This window comes from Wenzhouxiangella sediminis (genome assembly GCF_003410055.1).
Taxonomy (GTDB): domain Bacteria; phylum Pseudomonadota; class Gammaproteobacteria; order Xanthomonadales; family Wenzhouxiangellaceae; genus Wenzhouxiangella; species Wenzhouxiangella sediminis.
On record NZ_QUZK01000022.1, the window covers coordinates 81,099 to 97,183 of the forward strand.

Sequence of the window (16,085 nt, forward strand, 5' to 3'; positions counted from 1 at the left end):
TGGTATTAATTACTCGACGAGCCGGCCCCACGGCCGCTGTATCGCCGGGGGCGAAAGACTGCCAGACTGCTACACTCTTCGGCGTGAATCGACCGATTGGAACGCCGTGAGCAACGACAGCTTCAGTTTCTCCATGCCGCTGAGCGCCGGCACATCCTCAGGCACCGACGCCCCGCGTTATCTCGCGCCCCCATTTGATGCGCGCATGGCCGATTCGGGCCAGGCCTTGCTGCTGATTCAAGGCGATGCGGCGATCCGACGCGTGCCGGTACAGCTGGTGCAGGTCTTCGGTCAGTGCAACCGCTTTCGCAGCCTGGAAGAACACTCCCGGGAAATCGCCCGAGCCTTGCGCGTACCGCCCCAGCAGACCGGAGCCGTCCGCCAGGCGCTCGAGGAACTGGTTCGGCGGCAACTCCTGCTGACCGAGGAAGAGGCCCTCCAGCGGCTGCAGGCCTCGGCGAACGCAAGCGCCGGGCCCGCGAACGACTCGATCAGCTGCCTGTTCATCCGAACCTGCCAGCGGCCCGAAACGCTCGATCGCTTGCTGGCCAGCCTGGCGCGACGACCGCTACCGGATGGCCTGGAACGAGTGGTCGTCCTGGACGACGATGCCGATCCCGAAGGCCGCCGAGCGACGCGCGCGGTGGTCGAAAGTCACCGCGACGGGTTTCCCTGTGCTTTGACGCTCGTCGATCAAACCAGGCGACAGGGCATACTCGACCGGATTGCTCGCGAGGCCGGCGCAGAACCCGCGCGGCTGCGCTGGTGTATCGAGGGCGACCCGGAAAGCCCGGAGACCTCCTATGGAGCCAGTCTCAACTTTGCACTGCTGCTCGGCGCCGGCAAGCTGATTGCCTTGATCGACGACGACGCCACGCTCGACGCCTTCGAACTGCCCGGCAGCGACGAACGACCGGCCTTCCGCCGGCAGCAGTCGGCTCGCCTGCAATTCCCGGAGCCCGACGAAGACCTTCCGGGCGAGCGGTTCAACGCCGTCGATGGGCACCCGCTGGCGCTGCACGCTCACCTGCTCGGCGCGGGCACTCGCCGGCTGGGCGAACTGGCCGGCGACGACATCGCCGGGCTGCTCGACGACCTCGACCCCCAATTGCTGTCGGAACTGTCCGGCGCCAGCCGCATACGCCTGACGAGCAGCGGAACGCTGGGCGACCCGGGCACCGCCGGCCTGCAGTGGCTTTTCGACGAACGCCCCGAACATCTCGAGCCCTTGTGCGAGAGCGAAGATCGCTACCGGAGACTGATCGAGCAACGCCGCGTGGCCCGCGCCACGGCCCGACCGGAAGTCACCACGGCCTATGCCCTGATGACCACGACCTTGACCGGCATCGACAACCGCGACCTGCTCTTGCCAACCCAGCCAAGAGGCGCCAACGAAGACCTCTTGTTCGGCGCACTGGTGGACTTTCTCCACCCCGGCAGCCTGCAGGCCAACCTGCCGCATATGCTCTTCCACATGCGCCCGGAACCGAGACGATGGCAAGCTTCGGACGTCGATGAGCCGCGGGGCGTCAACCGCGGCGCGTTCCTGACAGCGAAGGTCGAATCGCTGCGTTCCCGCCTGCCGCAAGGGGACACCAGATCGCGCGTTAACCTGCTGGCCGGCGCACTGAAAGGGCTGGCGCAGGCCGGCCGCGACGAGATCGCCTGGCAGCTCCGGCAGGAATTGCTCGAGGTCCGCTCGCAGATGATCGAGCGGGTCACCTCGGTACGCGAAGCGCTCGAGCCGCCACCCTGGCTGGACCGCGACTTCGCGCGCGTGATCGAGCGTCACGGGCAAGTCGAGGAGGCACAGGATCGGCGACTGGTCGAAATCGCCGAACAACTGCCAGGCTTCCTGCGCCACTACACCGACGCCCTGCCCGACTGGACGGCCGGCTGGGAGCATTGCCGAAAGACAGGCATCGACAACCTGCTGGAGGGTGGCTCTTGAGCCCGCAAGACGAACGAAGGCGAATCGCCGAGACCTGGGCCGCAAAAGCGCTCGGCTGGAACGACTGGGACAGCGAAGCCATCTCCAGCGACGCCAGTTTCCGGCGCTACTTTCGCCTGCATCGCGGCGACGACACTCGGGTGGTCATGGACGCCCCACCCGAGCACGAAGACACCGGGACCTTCGTCGATGTCGCCGCCCGGCTCGCGAGCACCGGCGTGCACGTTCCGGAGATTCAGGCCCACGATCCCGGCCAAGGCCTGGTTCTGCTCGAGGACCTGGGATCTCGGCCCTTCCACCACGTGCTCGACGAGGACAATGCCGACGAGCTGTTCGGTGATGCCGTCGAGGCCCTGATCCGCTTCCAGCGCGAGGCCGACACGACAGGACTCCCGGACTACGACCCCGCGCTGCTGATGCGCGAACTGGCGCTGTTTCCCGACTGGTTTCTCGAGCGCCACTGGCGGGTCGAGGCCACCGACGGCGAACTCGACGCCTGGGACCTGGTCTGCGCGACGCTGATCCGCTGGGCCCTGGACCAGCCGCAGGTGTTCTGCCACCGCGATTACATGCCGCGCAACCTGATGGTGGCCGACCCCAATCCCGGCATCATCGACTTCCAGGACGCGGTTCGCGGGCCGATCAGCTACGACCCGGTCTGCCTCTACCGCGATGCCTTCCTGAGCTGGCCGAACGAACGCGTCGATGCCTGGCTGGAGGACTACCGGCGCAAGGCCGTCGCCGCCGGCTTGCCCGCGCCCGAAGATCCCGACCTCTGGCGCCGCACCTGCGACTTCATGGGCGTCCACCGCCACCTCAAGGTCATCGGCATCTTCGCGCGCATCCGCTACCGCGACGGCAAACCCAAGTATCTCGAAGACGCGCCGCGCTTCTTCGCCTACCTGGAACAGTCCATGGCGCGCAATCCGGAACTGGACGAGCTTGACCGTTTGCTCGAAAGCTGGCGACAGCGTCGGGTGGTGTGAACATGCGCGCCATGATCCTGGCGGCCGGCCGCGGCGAGCGGCTGAAACCGCTGACCGACACGACCCCGAAACCGCTGATCGAAGTCGGCGGCAAACCGCTGATCGTCCGTCACCTGGAGCGGCTGGCGGCGGCCGGTTTCGAGGAAGTGGTGATCAACCTGGCCTGGCTTGGCGAACAGATCGCCCGACATCTGGGCCGGGGCGAGGCTTTCGGGCTCGACATCCGCTACTCGCAGGAACCGCCCGGCGCGCTCGAGACGGCCGGCGGCATCGTGCAGGCCCTGTCCATGCTCGGCGACGCACCCTTCCTGGCCGTCAGCGCGGATGTACTCACCGACTATCCTTTCGAACGCGCCCTCGAAATCGACATCACCGACCCGGCACACCTCGTGCTGGTCGACAACCCGCCACACCATCCTTCGGGCGACTTCTCGCTCGATGCAGGACGAGTTCGCGCCGGCGGTGCCCAGCGGCTGACCTACAGCGGCATCGCGGTGTTCGACCCGGTGCTGTTCGCCGGCCTGTCGCCCGGGCGCCGGGCGCTACGCCCGGTGCTCGAGGAGGCTATCGCAGAAGGCCGGGTGGGCGGCGAGCGCTATAGCGGCATCTGGGCCGATATCGGCACACCCGAGCGCCTGGCCGAGGCTCAGCAGTCGGTGGCCGACGACGACTGAACGCGGCAGTTCAGCTTTCCGACATCGGGCAAGCCGTCTTCGCCGGCCAGTGAAGCGGCCGTTTCGCGCAGGGGCGCGACGGCCTGCACGATGGCATGAAAGATCGCGTTCTGCTCGAATACGCCATGGATGACACCGGCACCGGGACCCTGGGCGTAAACGGGCACGTCCTCGCCCGAGTGCGTTCCCGACCACAGGCCCACGGCCGATTCCTGCAGGTAGTCGGGATCACGGGGATCGATCTCGTCGAAGTCCGGCCGCTCGCCGTCACGGTAACCCGGGCCGTTGGCGTAACCGAGCACCGTCATCGGCCTGTCGTTTTCGTCGCGCAACAGGCCGCCGTCTCCCTTGCCGTCCTCTTTCGGGCGCTCGGCCAGCCCGACGATGGGATTGCCGCGTTTGCCGTAGCCGCCGAAAGTCAACGCATGGCCGTGATCGGCGGTGACGATGATCAGCGTGTCCTCGCCGGTCATCTCGTCGGCGGCCTGCACCGCCTCGGCGAAGGCGACGGCGTCGGTCAGGGCGCGCCAGGCGTTGTTGGCGTGGTGGGCGTGGTCGATACGACCGCCTTCGACCAGCATGAAATAGCCATTTTCGGAATCTTCGAGCAATTCGATGCTCTTGACCGTCATCTCGGCAATCGAGGGTTCGCCGGCCACATCGTCCGGCCGGTCGTGCTCATAGTTCATGTGGCTGGGTTGGAACAGACCCAACACCGGCCCGTCGGCGAAATCCGGCAGCGTCTCGAAGCCCTCGCGATTCCAGACGTAGCGGCCGTTTTCGTGCATGGCCTGCCATTCGGCGATCAGGTTACGCCCGTCGCCACGATGCCCGCGCTGGTCGGGATCCTCCGGATCGGTCTCGTCGGAGGGCAGGAATGCCCGGCGGCCGCCGCCGAAAACCACATCGATGCTGCCCGGGCGGTATTCGATGAGCTGGCGCGCGATATCTCGGCAGCCGGAATCGCGCTGCGAAGGCGGAATGCCGCGGTCGGTTTCCCACTCGCGGTCCACCGAGCGCGAGAAAAGGGTAGCCGGCGTGGCGTGCGTTATGCGCGTGGTCGTCACGATGCCCGTCTTCAATCCACCGAGTTCTGCGAGATCGAGCAGGGAGACGCGCTCGTGGCCGGCCATGGAAGCACAGTCGCCACGCACCGCCTCCGAATCCACCGAGATCGCCCCGGCAAAGCTCTTCACGCCGGTGGCCATGGCGGTCATGGTGCCGGCCGAATCGGGCGTCTGCTGGTTGGTGTTGTAGGTCTTCGACAGCCCGGTGTGGCGAAACCGCTCGAAATAAAGCAGGTTCTCCTCGCCGGTCTCGCCGCGAAGCTGCCCTTCGAGGATGCGCGCGGCGGCCACCGTGGCCAGGCTCATGCCGTCACCTACGAACAGGATCACGTTGCGGGCCTCGCCGGGCTCGTCGAGGGCGGCGCGACGCTCGGCAACCAGGGTCTTTCCGTCCTCGTACCAGCGTGCCGGGGATTCCTCGGCCGGGGCGGCCGCGGCGATCAGGGAGGCTGAAAGGACGAAAAGGCCGAAAAGCGAGAGGGAAAGATTCGTCTTGTTCATCTGTTTCAGTTTAAGTCATCCGAATGACGATCGGGTTGCGAAAACCAACTTCCAATCCCACCTCAATTGGACCCGTCAGGTGTGACGGGATACACTCCCCGGCAGCCATCGGAGAGAGTCCAACGTGCCCGTCGAGAGACACCAGGACAACAGCCGCCGCTTGACAAGTGTGTTGGTGTTGTATAACACTAGCACCACAAATCGACCGAAATCCCCGGGAGGGAACTGATCATGATCCGCAAGTTTGCCGTCATCGGCTTTTGTACCCTGCTCGTCGCCGGCTGCGGCCGCGATGAAGCGGAAACCGCGCCGCAGGCTGCTGCCGATTCCGGTGGCGGGCAGGCCGACGCCGCCTCTGCACTGTTCGAGCGCATCGACGCCGACACCCCCTGGCTGATGGCCAACGTCGAGACGATGCCCGAGGAGCTCGCCGAGAAGCTCTGGGCGCCGCTGTCTTCGATGTCGGAGCTCAATCGCCAGACCTACACCGCCGTGGCCGAAGAAATGGACGAGGCGCCGGTCGTCGCCGCCCTGCTGCGCGAGTTTGCCCAGATCGACAGCCGCGAGGCCTTCGAGGAGCGCGGCCTGCAGCCCAACGGCCACTGGGCGATCCACGCCGTGTCCATGTATCCCTTCATGCACTGGCAGCTGTCCGATGCGGAGGCCTTCCGCGCCACCATCGAACGCATCGCCAGCGAAGGCGGCGCCGAGCCGAACTGGCGCAGCGTCGAGGACGCCGAAATCCTCTGGATTCCCATGGAAGAACTGGGCCTGGCGCTGTCCTATGACGACAACTTCGCCACCGCCGCCTTCGTGCCCGACAACGCTGCCCTGCTGCGCCGGGTGGCCAACCTGGACCAGCCGACCACGGCCTACGACATCGCCGACCTGGAGAGCTTCTCCGACGAGCGCGGCTATACCGCCTACGGCAGCGGCTTCATCGACTTCGGCAAGGTGGTCGACCAGCTGCTCGACAGCGACGACGCCCTTCTGGCGGCCGCGCGCGAGTCCACGCCGCTGGGCGAAATCGCCGGCAACGAAGTCTGCCGCAATGAGCTGGGTGCCCTGGTCAACCTGTTCCCGCGCGCCAGCCTGGGCTACACCGACATCAGCGAGACCTTCATGGCGTTCGACATGACGCTCGAAACCGAGCCGTCCTTCGCCCAGCGCATGCAGGTCATCGCCGACACGCCGGTCGACCTCGAGAAGGCCGAGGCGGGCCTGCTGGAATTCGGCCTGGCGCTCAACATCGTCGGCGCCCGCGACTTTGCCCGCGAAATCGTGGCCGGCTGGGTCGAGGCGCCGCCGCAGTGCCAGCTCTTCGACAACATTCGCGAGAACGCCGAGGACTGGCAGCTGGCCCTCAACCAGCCGATTCCCCCGGTGGTGACCAATTTCCACGGCCTGCGGCTGAACGTCGAGGACGTGACCATGGGCGAGAACTCGCAAGTCGAATCGGCCGAAGGTTCCCTGGCCCTGTTCATGCGAAACCCGCAGATGATGCTGGGCATGGCCCAGATGTTCTCGCCAGAGCTGGCCTCCCTGCAGCTCGAACCGGGCGGCGAGCCACAGCCGGTGCCCGCCGGCGTCATCCCCAACATGCCCGAAGGCGTTTCCGCCTGGATGGGCCTGGGTGACGCTGCCCTCGGCCTGGCCGTTGGCGAGAACCAGAAGGACCAGCTCAGCGAGACGATGGATCCCGGCGAAGGCGGCGACGCCATCCTCAGCTACGGCATCAACTTCGAAAACTACGGCGACATTCTCGGCGGCGTGCTCGAAGACATGCAGAAGAAGTTCGAGGAGATGGGCGAGGAGCCCGCCATGAACAACCCGTCCGAAGCCATGAGCGCCATGGGCGAGGTCTACGAGTACACTCGCGCCAGCATGCACCTGACCGAGCGCGGCATCGAGTTCCGCAGCACGATGACGCTCAAGGACTAGCCCCGGACACCGACCACCATGTGCTCGATTCTCGGGCTCTTCGAGATCCCCGCAGGCCGCACCGGCCTGCGGGGTCTTGCGTTGAAGGCCTCGCGAAAGCAACGCCACCGAGGCCCCGACTGGAGCGGCATCTACGTCAACGACCGGGCGATCGTGGCCCACGAGCGGCTCGCCATCGTCGACGTCGAGTCGGGGTCCCAACCCCTGCTGTCCCCGGATGGGCACCAGGTACTCGGAGTCAACGGCGAGATCTACAACCACCGCCAGCTCCGCGCCGAATGCAGCGACTATGCGTTCCGGACGGGTTCGGACTGCGAGGTCATCCTGGCCCTCTACCGCCGGCACGGCGCCGATTTCCTGAACAAGCTCAACGGCATCTTCGCCTTCGTCCTCTACGACGAAGAAGCCGACCGGTATCTCATCGCCCGCGACCCCATGGGCGTGATGCCGCTCTACCACGGCCGCGACGAGGACGGCATGCTCTGGGTGGCCTCGGAGATGAAAGCGATCGAACCGTGGTGCCGGCAAGTCGAGATCTTTCCGCCCGGCCACCTGCTCGACTCCGCCGACGGCGAGATCCGCCGCTGGCACGAGCCGGCCTGGCGCGACTTCGAGAATGCGAACCGACCGCCCGATCCCGCCGCGTTGCGGCAATCGCTGGAGGATGCAGTCCACCGGCAGATGATGGGCGACGTTCCCTACGGCGTGCTGCTGTCGGGCGGACTGGACTCCTCGCTGATCGCCGCCATCGCCAAACGCTATGCCGACCACCGCGTCGAGTCCGACGACACCGAACAAGCCTGGTGGCCGCGCCTGCACTCCTTCGCGATCGGGCTGGAGGGCTCGCCCGACCTGGCCGCCGCGCGGGTCGCCGCCGCGGCGATCGGCACCCAGCACCACGAATTCCACTACAGCGTCCAGGAAGGCATCGACGCGCTCGACGACGTCATCGCCCATATCGAGACCTACGACGTCACCACGGTGCGCGCGTCGACGCCGATGTTCCTGCTCGCACGCCGCATCAAGGCGATGGGCATCAAGATGGTGCTCTCCGGCGAGGGCGCCGACGAGATCTTCGGCGGCTACCTGTATTTTCACAAGGCGCCCGATGCGCGTGCTTTCCACGAGGAAACCGTGCGCAAGCTCGACAAGCTCCACCAGTTCGATTGCCTGCGCGCCAACAAATCCATGGCCGCCTGGGGCGTTGAAGCGCGGGTGCCGTTTCTCGACCTGGAGTTCCTGGATGCGGCCATGTCGATCGACCCGACCGCCAAGATGGCCGGCCCCGGCCGGCCGGAGAAGGCCATCCTGCGCGAGGCCGGCGCGGGGCTGCTCCCCGACGAGATCCTTTGGCGCCAGAAAGAACAGTTTTCCGACGGCGTCGGCTACGGCTGGATCGATGCACTCAAGGCTTTCGCCGAACAGCAGGTCAGCGACCGCGAACTGGCCGAGGCGGCACGCCGCTTTCCGCTCAACCCGCCGGCGACGAAGGAAGCCTGCCTGTATCGGCGCCTGTTCGAACGCCACTTCCCCTCTCCGGCCGCGGCCGCCACGGTACCCGGCGGACCCTCGGTGGCCTGCTCCACGCCCGAAGCCCTGGCCTGGGATGCCACGCTCGAGAAGATGGCCGACCCCTCCGGCCGCGCCATGCGCGGGATTCACAACGAGAGCTATTGAACGATTGCAACCGGCCGGGTCAGCCGGCGCGGTCGTGCAGGATATCGCGCACCAGCGGCACCGAGAGCGTGCGCCTTTCGGTCAGCGCGCGATGGGCGGCCGCGACCGCCAGTTCGGCCATGCGCCCGGCGTTACGCGGCGCACGGCTGAGGATGTAGTCCACCACGCCGCGCCCCAGCAGCACTTCGTGCTCCGCCGCCAGGCTGCGCACGAGGTCGGCCAGTTCCGCTTCTTCGAGCGGCCTTAGCGTCAGGCGCGTGGCCTGCCCCAGGCGCGAACGCAAATCGGGCAACTCGAAGCCATCTCGCCCCGCACCGCTCATCAACACGCCCGTGCGTTCGGCGCGCCAGCGGTTGAGTGCATTGAACAGGGCCAGTTCGCCGGCTTCGTCGCCGGCGAGCCGATCAACGTCGTCGATCACCACCCAGTCGCCGTCGGCATGCTCGAGCAGCATCCGTTGCTCGGGTTTCCCGAGGGCGATGTAGTGCGCCCGCTCGCCGCGACGGCAGCGGTCGGCGAAGAACGCGGCCAGCAGGTGCGTGCGGCCCGTTCCCGGCGGCCCGGCCAGGAAGGTCCAGTCGCCCGGCTCGAGGCCCTGCGACAAGGTCGCCACCACCGCCTGATTGGGCCCGGCGATGAAGTTATCGAAGCGCGGTCGTCTTGGCGGCTTGAGCGCCAGGGGCAGCTGGGCACGGCTCACGACAACGGCCTCAGGAGTCGGAGCCCCGATCGTCGTCGCGACGCGAGCGGCTGACGCGGACCGCCCTGCCCGACCAGATCCAGACGTACTGGACCAGTGTCAGGAATGCCATGACGGCGACCAGCCAGACCAGCCCGATCTGGGCTTCCGGCGGCAGCGGAAACCCGGCCAGGCGAACCAGCACGAACCAAACCAGGAAGACCTGGCAGAAGGTATTGAAGCGCGACAACTGGGTGGGTTCGGCTTCAAAGCGCTCGAAACGAGTGTAGTAAACGTAGCCACCAACGACGATGACGAGATCGCGCAGGATGACCAGTCCGATCAGCCACCAGGGCAACTCACCCAGCCAGCCCAGGGTGAGGTAGCTGGCCATCATGAGCAGCTTGTCGGCCAGGGGATCGAAGATACCGCCCCAGCGCGACTGCCAGGAGAAGCGGCGCGCGAGCCAGCCGTCGAGCAGGTCGGATACCCCGGCGAAAACCGCCAGGGCCAGCGCCCACTGGTATTCGCCGGTCAGCAGCAGCCAGACGATGGGCGGCACGACCACCATGCGGCCGATCGTCAACAAGTTGGGGATAAAGCTGAGGTTCAACGTGCAAACCGGAAGTGAAGGTGTCGGTCCTCGCCGCGACGCTCCAGCTCCAGCAGTCCGCCCAGGCCGAGGTAGGTTTCGATGTCCTGTCCACCGGCGACGACCTCGAAGGTGACCTGACGACCCGCGGCGGAGACGACGCGGACATCGTCGACCACGCTGAGATTGCCGAGGTAACCGAGCACCTCGGCGTATTGGACCTCATCGACGATACCGTCGACCGTGACCAGCCAGGCGGACGACTCACCGCCAAGGTCGGCGACCGCGTAGCGGGCCGCCAGGGCCGAAGCCAGGCGCTCGATGCCGCTGCGGATCAGCCCCTCGGGATCTTCACCACTGTGGTTGAGTCCGGATTCCTGGCCCTCGACCCGCCAGCGCCATCGACCCGTCCACCACGGCGACTCCGGGTCGCTCTCCTGCAGGCGCAGATCCAGCATGGCAACCACGCCCGCGCCGTAGCGCCGAGCACTCGCCTCGGCTGAACCGAGAAATCCGCCGCGAACGTCCTGCAGGGAGATCTCGCCGAGGTCCATGGCGTCGCGCAAGGGCCGGACGAGATCCAGACCCACGCGTCGCGCCTCGTCACGAATCACGTACTCCAGGCGCGGCGCCTCGACGAAACGCGTGCCCGTATCGTCCTCGATCACCGCCCAAAGGAGCACCGCCGGCCGCTCCCGGCCCCAGCGCGGCAAGTCGTTGCGCTCGAGCAGCTCGTTGATCGAGGGCTCGTCGAAGTCCACCTGCAGTCGAAGCGACTCGTCCGGTTCACCTTCGGGATCGATCACGTTGCGTCGCACGAGCTGCTGCGAGAGCACCAGGTCGTCCAGGTCGCCGGCGCCCAGGCCAAGCTCGGCGACCAGCGAGCTGCCGAAACGGCCGGTCAGGCGCGCCAGCACCAGGTCGAGGGCGTCGAGCTGCTCGGCCGCGCTGGTTCGCGCATCGGTTTCGACCGGGACTTCACCCGTGTACAGGGAGGCCGTCGCTGCCGGGGCGGCGAACAGCAGGAAGCAGGCGAGAAATGGCAGTAGTCGAGGCATCACGCCGCAAAGATAGCACAGCGATTTGCTCGGAGTTGACCGGAACGCGCCGGGCTCAACCGCGCTGTGCGGCGAAGGCTTCGCGGGCTTCGGCGAACTGCCGCTGCGCTTTCTCCAGGTAGGCCATCACCTCGTCCACGTAGCCGTCGGCCGAAGCCGTCCAGACGCGGTTGATGTAGCGCTCGCCGGCGGCAAAGGCGCTCATGATGTCGGCATAGGCCTGAAGCCCGAAGGCATGCTGCATCGACTCGCGCGAGGCGGCGAAGGCGGTCAGGTCATTCCGGAAATGCCGGTCGATCTCGAAGCGGAACTCGTGCGGCGGAACTTTCTCGCGCCGCCCCACCAATTCGTCGAGATTGCGGCAGATACTGTCCAGCGAGGTCTGGAGGGTGTCGATGTTGCCGGCCACGTGATGCTCATCGGCGGCGCCGGCATACTTCGCCTTGCGGAAAAGCACGATGCCGGCGAAGCCGAGAAACAGCGAAAGGCCGTAGGGCAGCCAGTCGACGGTTTCGACCGAAAGCACGGCGAAGACGGCGCCGAGAATGAATCCGGCCGTGATCAAAAAGATTGCGAAAGCCTTCATCAGCCCATCCCCTGGTAGATCTTGGCCATGGCGAAACCGACGCCGACCAGCGCCTCGCCGACGATCAGGCCGGCGGCGACCGGAATGCCGACATCATCGGCGAATCGATGGCCCAGCCGCCAGTCGGTAATGACGCGGGCCAGCGTGCCGAGCGAATAGGTCAACACGATGGCGAACGGCAGATAGAAGCCCAGCCCGGCCGTGATGCCCAGGCCCGGCGAGGCCACGCTGAGCAGCGCGCCCAGGCCGGCGCCGGCGAGATACTTGTCGATCGGCACGTCGCCGCCGAGGATGCCCGACACCATGCTGGCCAGGGCCTGGCCCTGCGGCGCCGGCAGCTTGTCGCTGCCCAGGCCGTAAGCCTCGTGCAGGATGAAGATCAGCGACACGATCAGGATCGGTCCCAGCCAGGCGCCGAGGAACTGACCCATCTGCTGCACCCGGGGCGTGGCCCCGATCAGGTAGCCGGTCTTGAGGTCGAGCATCAGGTCGGTGGCCTGGCTCATGGCCACGCAGACCGCCGCACCCACCATGATCGCGGCGATGATGGCGGACGAGTCGTCCATCCCGCGGGTAATGAAGATCATGATGGTCACGGCGATCAGCGTCATCCCCGACAGCGGCGACCAGTTGGTGCGACCGATGGCCTCCGAAAGGATCACGCCGGCAATCCAGATCCACAGCGTGCCGACCACGCCCATGGTGATGCCGCGCACCCAGCCGGTCTGCTCGGTGGAGGTGACCGCCATGAAAACCAGCAGAAGGGTCGCGCCGGCGATGGCGAAGTAAAGCAGCTTGATCGGCATCTCGTCGCGCGCCAGCGCCGCCTCGCTCTTGGCGGCGTTCTGCATGCTCTTGATGGCGGTCACGATCAGCGGCAATGCCAGCAACACACCGGCGACCGCCCCGCCGATGAGCATGCCGATACCCACCGGCCGGTAGAGCAATCCCTGCAGGTTGCCCGGATCGCTCAGGGCCTGCCCGGTCTCGGGGTTGAGCGGCATCAGGCCGCTGATGCTGAGGAAGGGCGAGAGGATCCAGTAGCACAAGAAACCGCCGATGATGAAGGCCACACCGCCGCGCCCGGCGATGAAGCCCACGCCGACGGTCAGCAGCGACAGGTACCAAACGCCGTTCATGTATTCGGGCATGCCGATCCGGCTGCCGAGATCGTAATAGCTGGTGCCGCTGAGCTGGACGATGACATGGATGCCGGCGGCGAACAGCGCGGCGCCGATCAGATACATCGCCTTCTTCATGCCCGCGCCCGGCGACTTGAGGATGGTGGCCACGGCCACGCCACCCGGATAGGTGAGGCGCTCGTAGTCGATCATCTGTTTCCTGAGCGGGATGATGAACGCGATGCCCAGGAAGGCGCCGGCGATGCAGCCGAAGGTCAGCAGCAGCGGGTCGAAGTCCGTCTCGCCCAGGATGAAGAAGGCGGGCACCGAAAACATCAGGCCCGAGGCGGCTCCGTTGACCGCGCTGGCGACGGTCTGGACGATGTTGTTCTCGATGATGGAGTTGCGCCGCAAAATCCCCCGCAGGATGGCGAAGCCGAGAATGGCGGCCAGTTCGGAACCCTCGATCGAGAAGCCGAGGATCAGCGCGGCGTAGCCGATGGAAACGGCGATGATGGCGCCGAGGAAGTAGCCGACCAGCACGGCCGTGACGGTCAGTTCCGGATAGGGCCCGTGGCGAACGACGGGTTCAGCTTTCGAATTCAATGGCGTTCTCTCCGCTTGCTGGACGCGGCCGCCGGGCAACAGGTCCCCGCCCGTCGGCGCCGGGCAAGCCTAGCGCATATGAGGCCGCGGCTCAACGACGGTGTCAGTCGCGTGCGCGATCCGTCATAATACGCCCTTTCATTCACCCAACCCCGGCGACACGCGATGAGCGAGCGCAAATCCCCGTCCCTGAGCTACCGCGATGCGGGTGTCGACATCGACGCCGGCAATGCCCTGGTCGACCGCATCAAACCGCTGGTGGCGGCCACCTCCCGACCGGAAGTGCTCGGCGGCCTGGGCGGCTTCGGCGGCCTGTTCCATCTGGGCGAGAAGTACCGCGACCCGGTGCTGGTGTCCGGCACCGACGGCGTGGGCACCAAGCTGCTGCTCGCCCGCCAGCTCGGCCGGCACGACACCATCGGCATCGACCTGGTCGCGATGTGCGTCAACGACATCCTGGTCTGCGGGGCCGAGCCGCTTTTCTTCCTCGATTACTTCGCCTGCGGCAAGCTCGACGTCGATGCCGCCTCCGACGTGGTGTCCGGAATTGCAGAGGGCTGCAAGCAGGCCGGCTGCGCCCTGATCGGGGGCGAGACGGCCGAAATGCCCGGCATGTACGGCGAGGGGGAGTACGACCTGGCCGGCTTCGCCGTCGGCGCGGTCGAGCGCGAGCGCATCATCGACGGGTCGGCCATCGACACCGACTGCGTGGTGCTCGGGCTGGCCTCCAGCGGTCCGCACAGCAACGGCTATTCGCTGATCCGCAAGGTCATCGAACTCGGCGCCGAACCGCTCGACACGCCCTTTGCCGACGTCACCCTCGGTGATGCCCTGCTCGCCCCGACCCGCATCTACGTCGACGCGGTGCGCAAATTGCTCGGCAATCGCGATATCCGCGGCATGGCGCACATCACCGGCGGCGGGTTGACCGAGAACATCGTGCGCGTCCTGCCCGATGAATTCGGGTTGGAGATCGACACGCGCGCCTGGCGGGTGCCGGGCGTGTTCGAATGGCTGCAGAAAACCGGCGGCATCAGCGATGCCGAAATGCGCCGCACCTTCAACATGGGCATCGGTTTCGCGCTGATCGTGCCCGCGAACGACGCCGAGGGCGTGACCGAGCTGCTCGGAGAGCCGGCGCCGGTGATCGGCCACGTCGTTGCACGCGGCGACGGCGACCGCGTGCGCTATCTCTGACGTGCCGGCCGCCGACCTGCCCCGCCTGGTCGTCCTGCTGTCGGGCCGCGGCAGCAACTTCAAGGCCATCCACGAAGCCGTCGGGGCCGGCCGGCTCGATGCCCGCATCGCCGGCGTCGTCTCCGACCGGGCGCAGGCGGCCGGGCTGGCGCTCGCGGAGGCGGCCGGCATCGACACGGCCTGCCTCGAGCGCAGCCGCTTCGCCTCCCGCGAGGAATTCGAGGACAGCCTCACGACGACCATCGCCGGCTTCGCGCCGGACTACATCGTGCTGGCCGGATTCATGCGGGTGCTCGGCACCCCCTTCGTCGAACGCCATCTCGGGCGCATGATCAACATTCATCCGTCCCTGCTGCCGCGCCATCGCGGCCTGCGCACGCACCAGCGCGTCCTCGACGCCGGAGAGCGCGAGCACGGCGCGAGCGTACACTTCGTCACGCCGACCCTGGACGCGGGACCGGTCCTGAGCCGCGTGACCATCGAGGTCGGCGCCGACGACACCGCCGAAACCCTGGCCGACCGGCTCCTGCCCCTGGAACACGAGCTCTACCCGGCCACGCTGGCACTTTTGCTCAATCACCGAGTCGAACTACGCAATGAATGCATACATATCGACGACAAGCCGCTTGATCGTCCGCTGGAGCTTGGCCGCGACCTGGATGCTGGCGGCCGTCTGCACTGGCGCGGCGATGGCGGCTGACACGCCTCCCATTCCCGCCCATGAGGCGACCTACGAAGTGCTCCGCCACGGCAAGAAAGTGGGCGAGCTGTCGGTCAGCCTCGAGCAGCTCGACAACGGCGTGTGGCATTACCGTTCCGACACTCGCGCGACGGCCTGGTGGGTCAGGGCCCTGAACATGTCGGCCGAAGAGGCCGCCCACTTCGTCTGGCGCGGCGACCGCATCGTGATGTTGACCTACCATCACGCCCAGCACGCCCCGGCCAACAACCGCTACTTCCAGCACCGCACCGACTGGGAAGCGGGCACGACCAGGGTGCGCACCGAGGAAGGCTCGCAGACGATCGAGCTGGTCGACAACATGGTCGACCCGCTGAGCCTGCGCCTGCAGCTCGCCGCCAACCTGGCCGACGAGACCCGCCGGCGGGACACGCACGATTTCACCCTGCTCGACCGCAACGAGGTCAAGCACAAGCAGTACACATTCGACGGAGAAGAAACCCTGGATCTGCCCGCCGGCTGCTTCGAGACCGTCCGCCTCCGGCGCATCGAGGATCCCGGCTCGGACAAGAACAACCTGTCCTGGCACGCCGAGGACTTCAGTTGGATGCCGGTGCGCATCCTCCGCCAGGAGGACGGCAAGGACAAGCTGGATATCCGGCTTCTGAGCACCGACCTGCCCCTTAACGGTTGCTGACGGCCGTCGGTCGGGGATGCGACCCCGACCCACGGCTTCGTTCGGAACTAAGCGCGCCACGACCGTATAATCG

14 protein-coding genes are annotated in these 16,085 nt (G+C 66.8%); 8 read left to right on the top strand and 6 right to left on the bottom strand.

The features are described 5' to 3' along the window. Nucleotides 1–106: 106 nt before the first annotated feature. The 3 genes from DZC52_RS05235 to murU are packed head-to-tail and all read left to right on the top strand — an operon-like array spanning nucleotide 107 to nucleotide 3,611. Nucleotides 107–1,951, top strand: a complete 1,845-nt coding sequence (locus DZC52_RS05235) for a glycosyltransferase family 2 protein (protein WP_116650070.1) — start codon at nucleotides 107–109, stop codon at nucleotides 1,949–1,951. Further along, nucleotides 1,948–2,937: an aminoglycoside phosphotransferase family protein gene (locus DZC52_RS05240; RefSeq protein ID WP_116650071.1), complete on the top strand. Its 990-nt coding sequence runs from the start codon at nucleotides 1,948–1,950 to the stop codon at nucleotides 2,935–2,937. The genes DZC52_RS05235 and DZC52_RS05240 overlap by 4 nt, the downstream gene beginning before the upstream one ends. 2 nt (nucleotides 2,938–2,939) lie before the next feature. Beyond that, complete coding sequence (gene murU / locus DZC52_RS05245; protein ID WP_181918788.1) at nucleotides 2,940–3,611, top strand: N-acetylmuramate alpha-1-phosphate uridylyltransferase MurU; 672 nt, start codon at nucleotides 2,940–2,942, stop codon at nucleotides 3,609–3,611. Here the strand turns inward: murU and DZC52_RS05250 are convergent. Beyond that, nucleotides 3,584–5,179, bottom strand: a complete 1,596-nt coding sequence (locus tag DZC52_RS05250) for an alkaline phosphatase family protein (RefSeq protein ID WP_116650072.1) — start codon at nucleotides 5,177–5,179, stop codon at nucleotides 3,584–3,586. The genes murU and DZC52_RS05250 overlap by 28 nt on opposite strands. A gap of 231 nt (nucleotides 5,180–5,410) precedes the next feature. Between DZC52_RS05250 and DZC52_RS05255 the strand changes: the two genes are divergently transcribed. Beyond that, entirely contained in the window at nucleotides 5,411–7,120 is a 1,710-nt protein-coding gene (locus tag DZC52_RS05255) for a hypothetical protein (protein ID WP_116650073.1), read from the top strand. 18 nt (nucleotides 7,121–7,138) lie between these two features. Then, the gene (gene asnB / locus DZC52_RS05260) at nucleotides 7,139–8,797 is read left to right on the top strand and encodes an asparagine synthase B (protein ID WP_116650074.1); all 1,659 of its coding nucleotides are present in this window, start codon (nucleotides 7,139–7,141) and stop codon (nucleotides 8,795–8,797) included. Nucleotides 8,798–8,816: 19 nt separating this feature from the next. On the opposite strand, the gene DZC52_RS05265 is transcribed toward asnB, so the two are convergent. The 5 genes from DZC52_RS05265 to DZC52_RS05285 are packed head-to-tail and all read right to left on the bottom strand — an operon-like array spanning nucleotide 8,817 to nucleotide 13,439. Next, nucleotides 8,817–9,497: a hypothetical protein gene (locus DZC52_RS05265; protein WP_116650075.1), complete on the bottom strand. Its 681-nt coding sequence runs from the start codon at nucleotides 9,495–9,497 to the stop codon at nucleotides 8,817–8,819. A gap of 10 nt (nucleotides 9,498–9,507) precedes the next feature. Then, nucleotides 9,508–10,089: a CDP-alcohol phosphatidyltransferase family protein gene (locus DZC52_RS05270; protein ID WP_116650076.1), complete on the bottom strand. Its 582-nt coding sequence runs from the start codon at nucleotides 10,087–10,089 to the stop codon at nucleotides 9,508–9,510. Then, the gene (locus DZC52_RS05275) at nucleotides 10,086–11,126 is read right to left on the bottom strand and encodes a DUF2066 domain-containing protein (RefSeq protein WP_116650077.1); all 1,041 of its coding nucleotides are present in this window, start codon (nucleotides 11,124–11,126) and stop codon (nucleotides 10,086–10,088) included. Before DZC52_RS05275 ends, DZC52_RS05270 begins: the two co-directional genes overlap by 4 nt. A gap of 55 nt (nucleotides 11,127–11,181) precedes the next feature. Next, a complete protein-coding gene (locus tag DZC52_RS05280) occupies nucleotides 11,182–11,712 on the bottom strand; it encodes a hypothetical protein (RefSeq protein WP_116650078.1) in 531 nt (176 codons plus the stop codon). Beyond that, entirely contained in the window at nucleotides 11,712–13,439 is a 1,728-nt protein-coding gene (locus tag DZC52_RS05285) for an OPT family oligopeptide transporter (protein ID WP_116650079.1), read from the bottom strand. Before DZC52_RS05285 ends, DZC52_RS05280 begins: the two co-directional genes overlap by 1 nt. A 165-nt stretch (nucleotides 13,440–13,604) precedes the next feature. Between DZC52_RS05285 and purM the strand changes: the two genes are divergently transcribed. From purM to DZC52_RS05300, 3 genes are read left to right on the top strand one after another with little or no spacing between them, the layout of a single operon-like run. Then, the gene (gene purM / locus DZC52_RS05290) at nucleotides 13,605–14,636 is read left to right on the top strand and encodes a phosphoribosylformylglycinamidine cyclo-ligase (protein ID WP_116650080.1); all 1,032 of its coding nucleotides are present in this window, start codon (nucleotides 13,605–13,607) and stop codon (nucleotides 14,634–14,636) included. 1 nt (nucleotide 14,637) lies between these two features. After that, nucleotides 14,638–15,336 (top strand): phosphoribosylglycinamide formyltransferase, encoded by a 699-nt coding sequence (gene purN, locus DZC52_RS05295; protein ID WP_116650081.1) that lies wholly within the window; start codon nucleotides 14,638–14,640, stop codon nucleotides 15,334–15,336. Continuing rightward, complete coding sequence (locus DZC52_RS05300) at nucleotides 15,326–16,012, top strand: DUF3108 domain-containing protein (RefSeq protein ID WP_181918790.1); 687 nt, start codon at nucleotides 15,326–15,328, stop codon at nucleotides 16,010–16,012. Before purN ends, DZC52_RS05300 begins: the two co-directional genes overlap by 11 nt. Nucleotides 16,013–16,085: the final 73 nt, after the last annotated feature.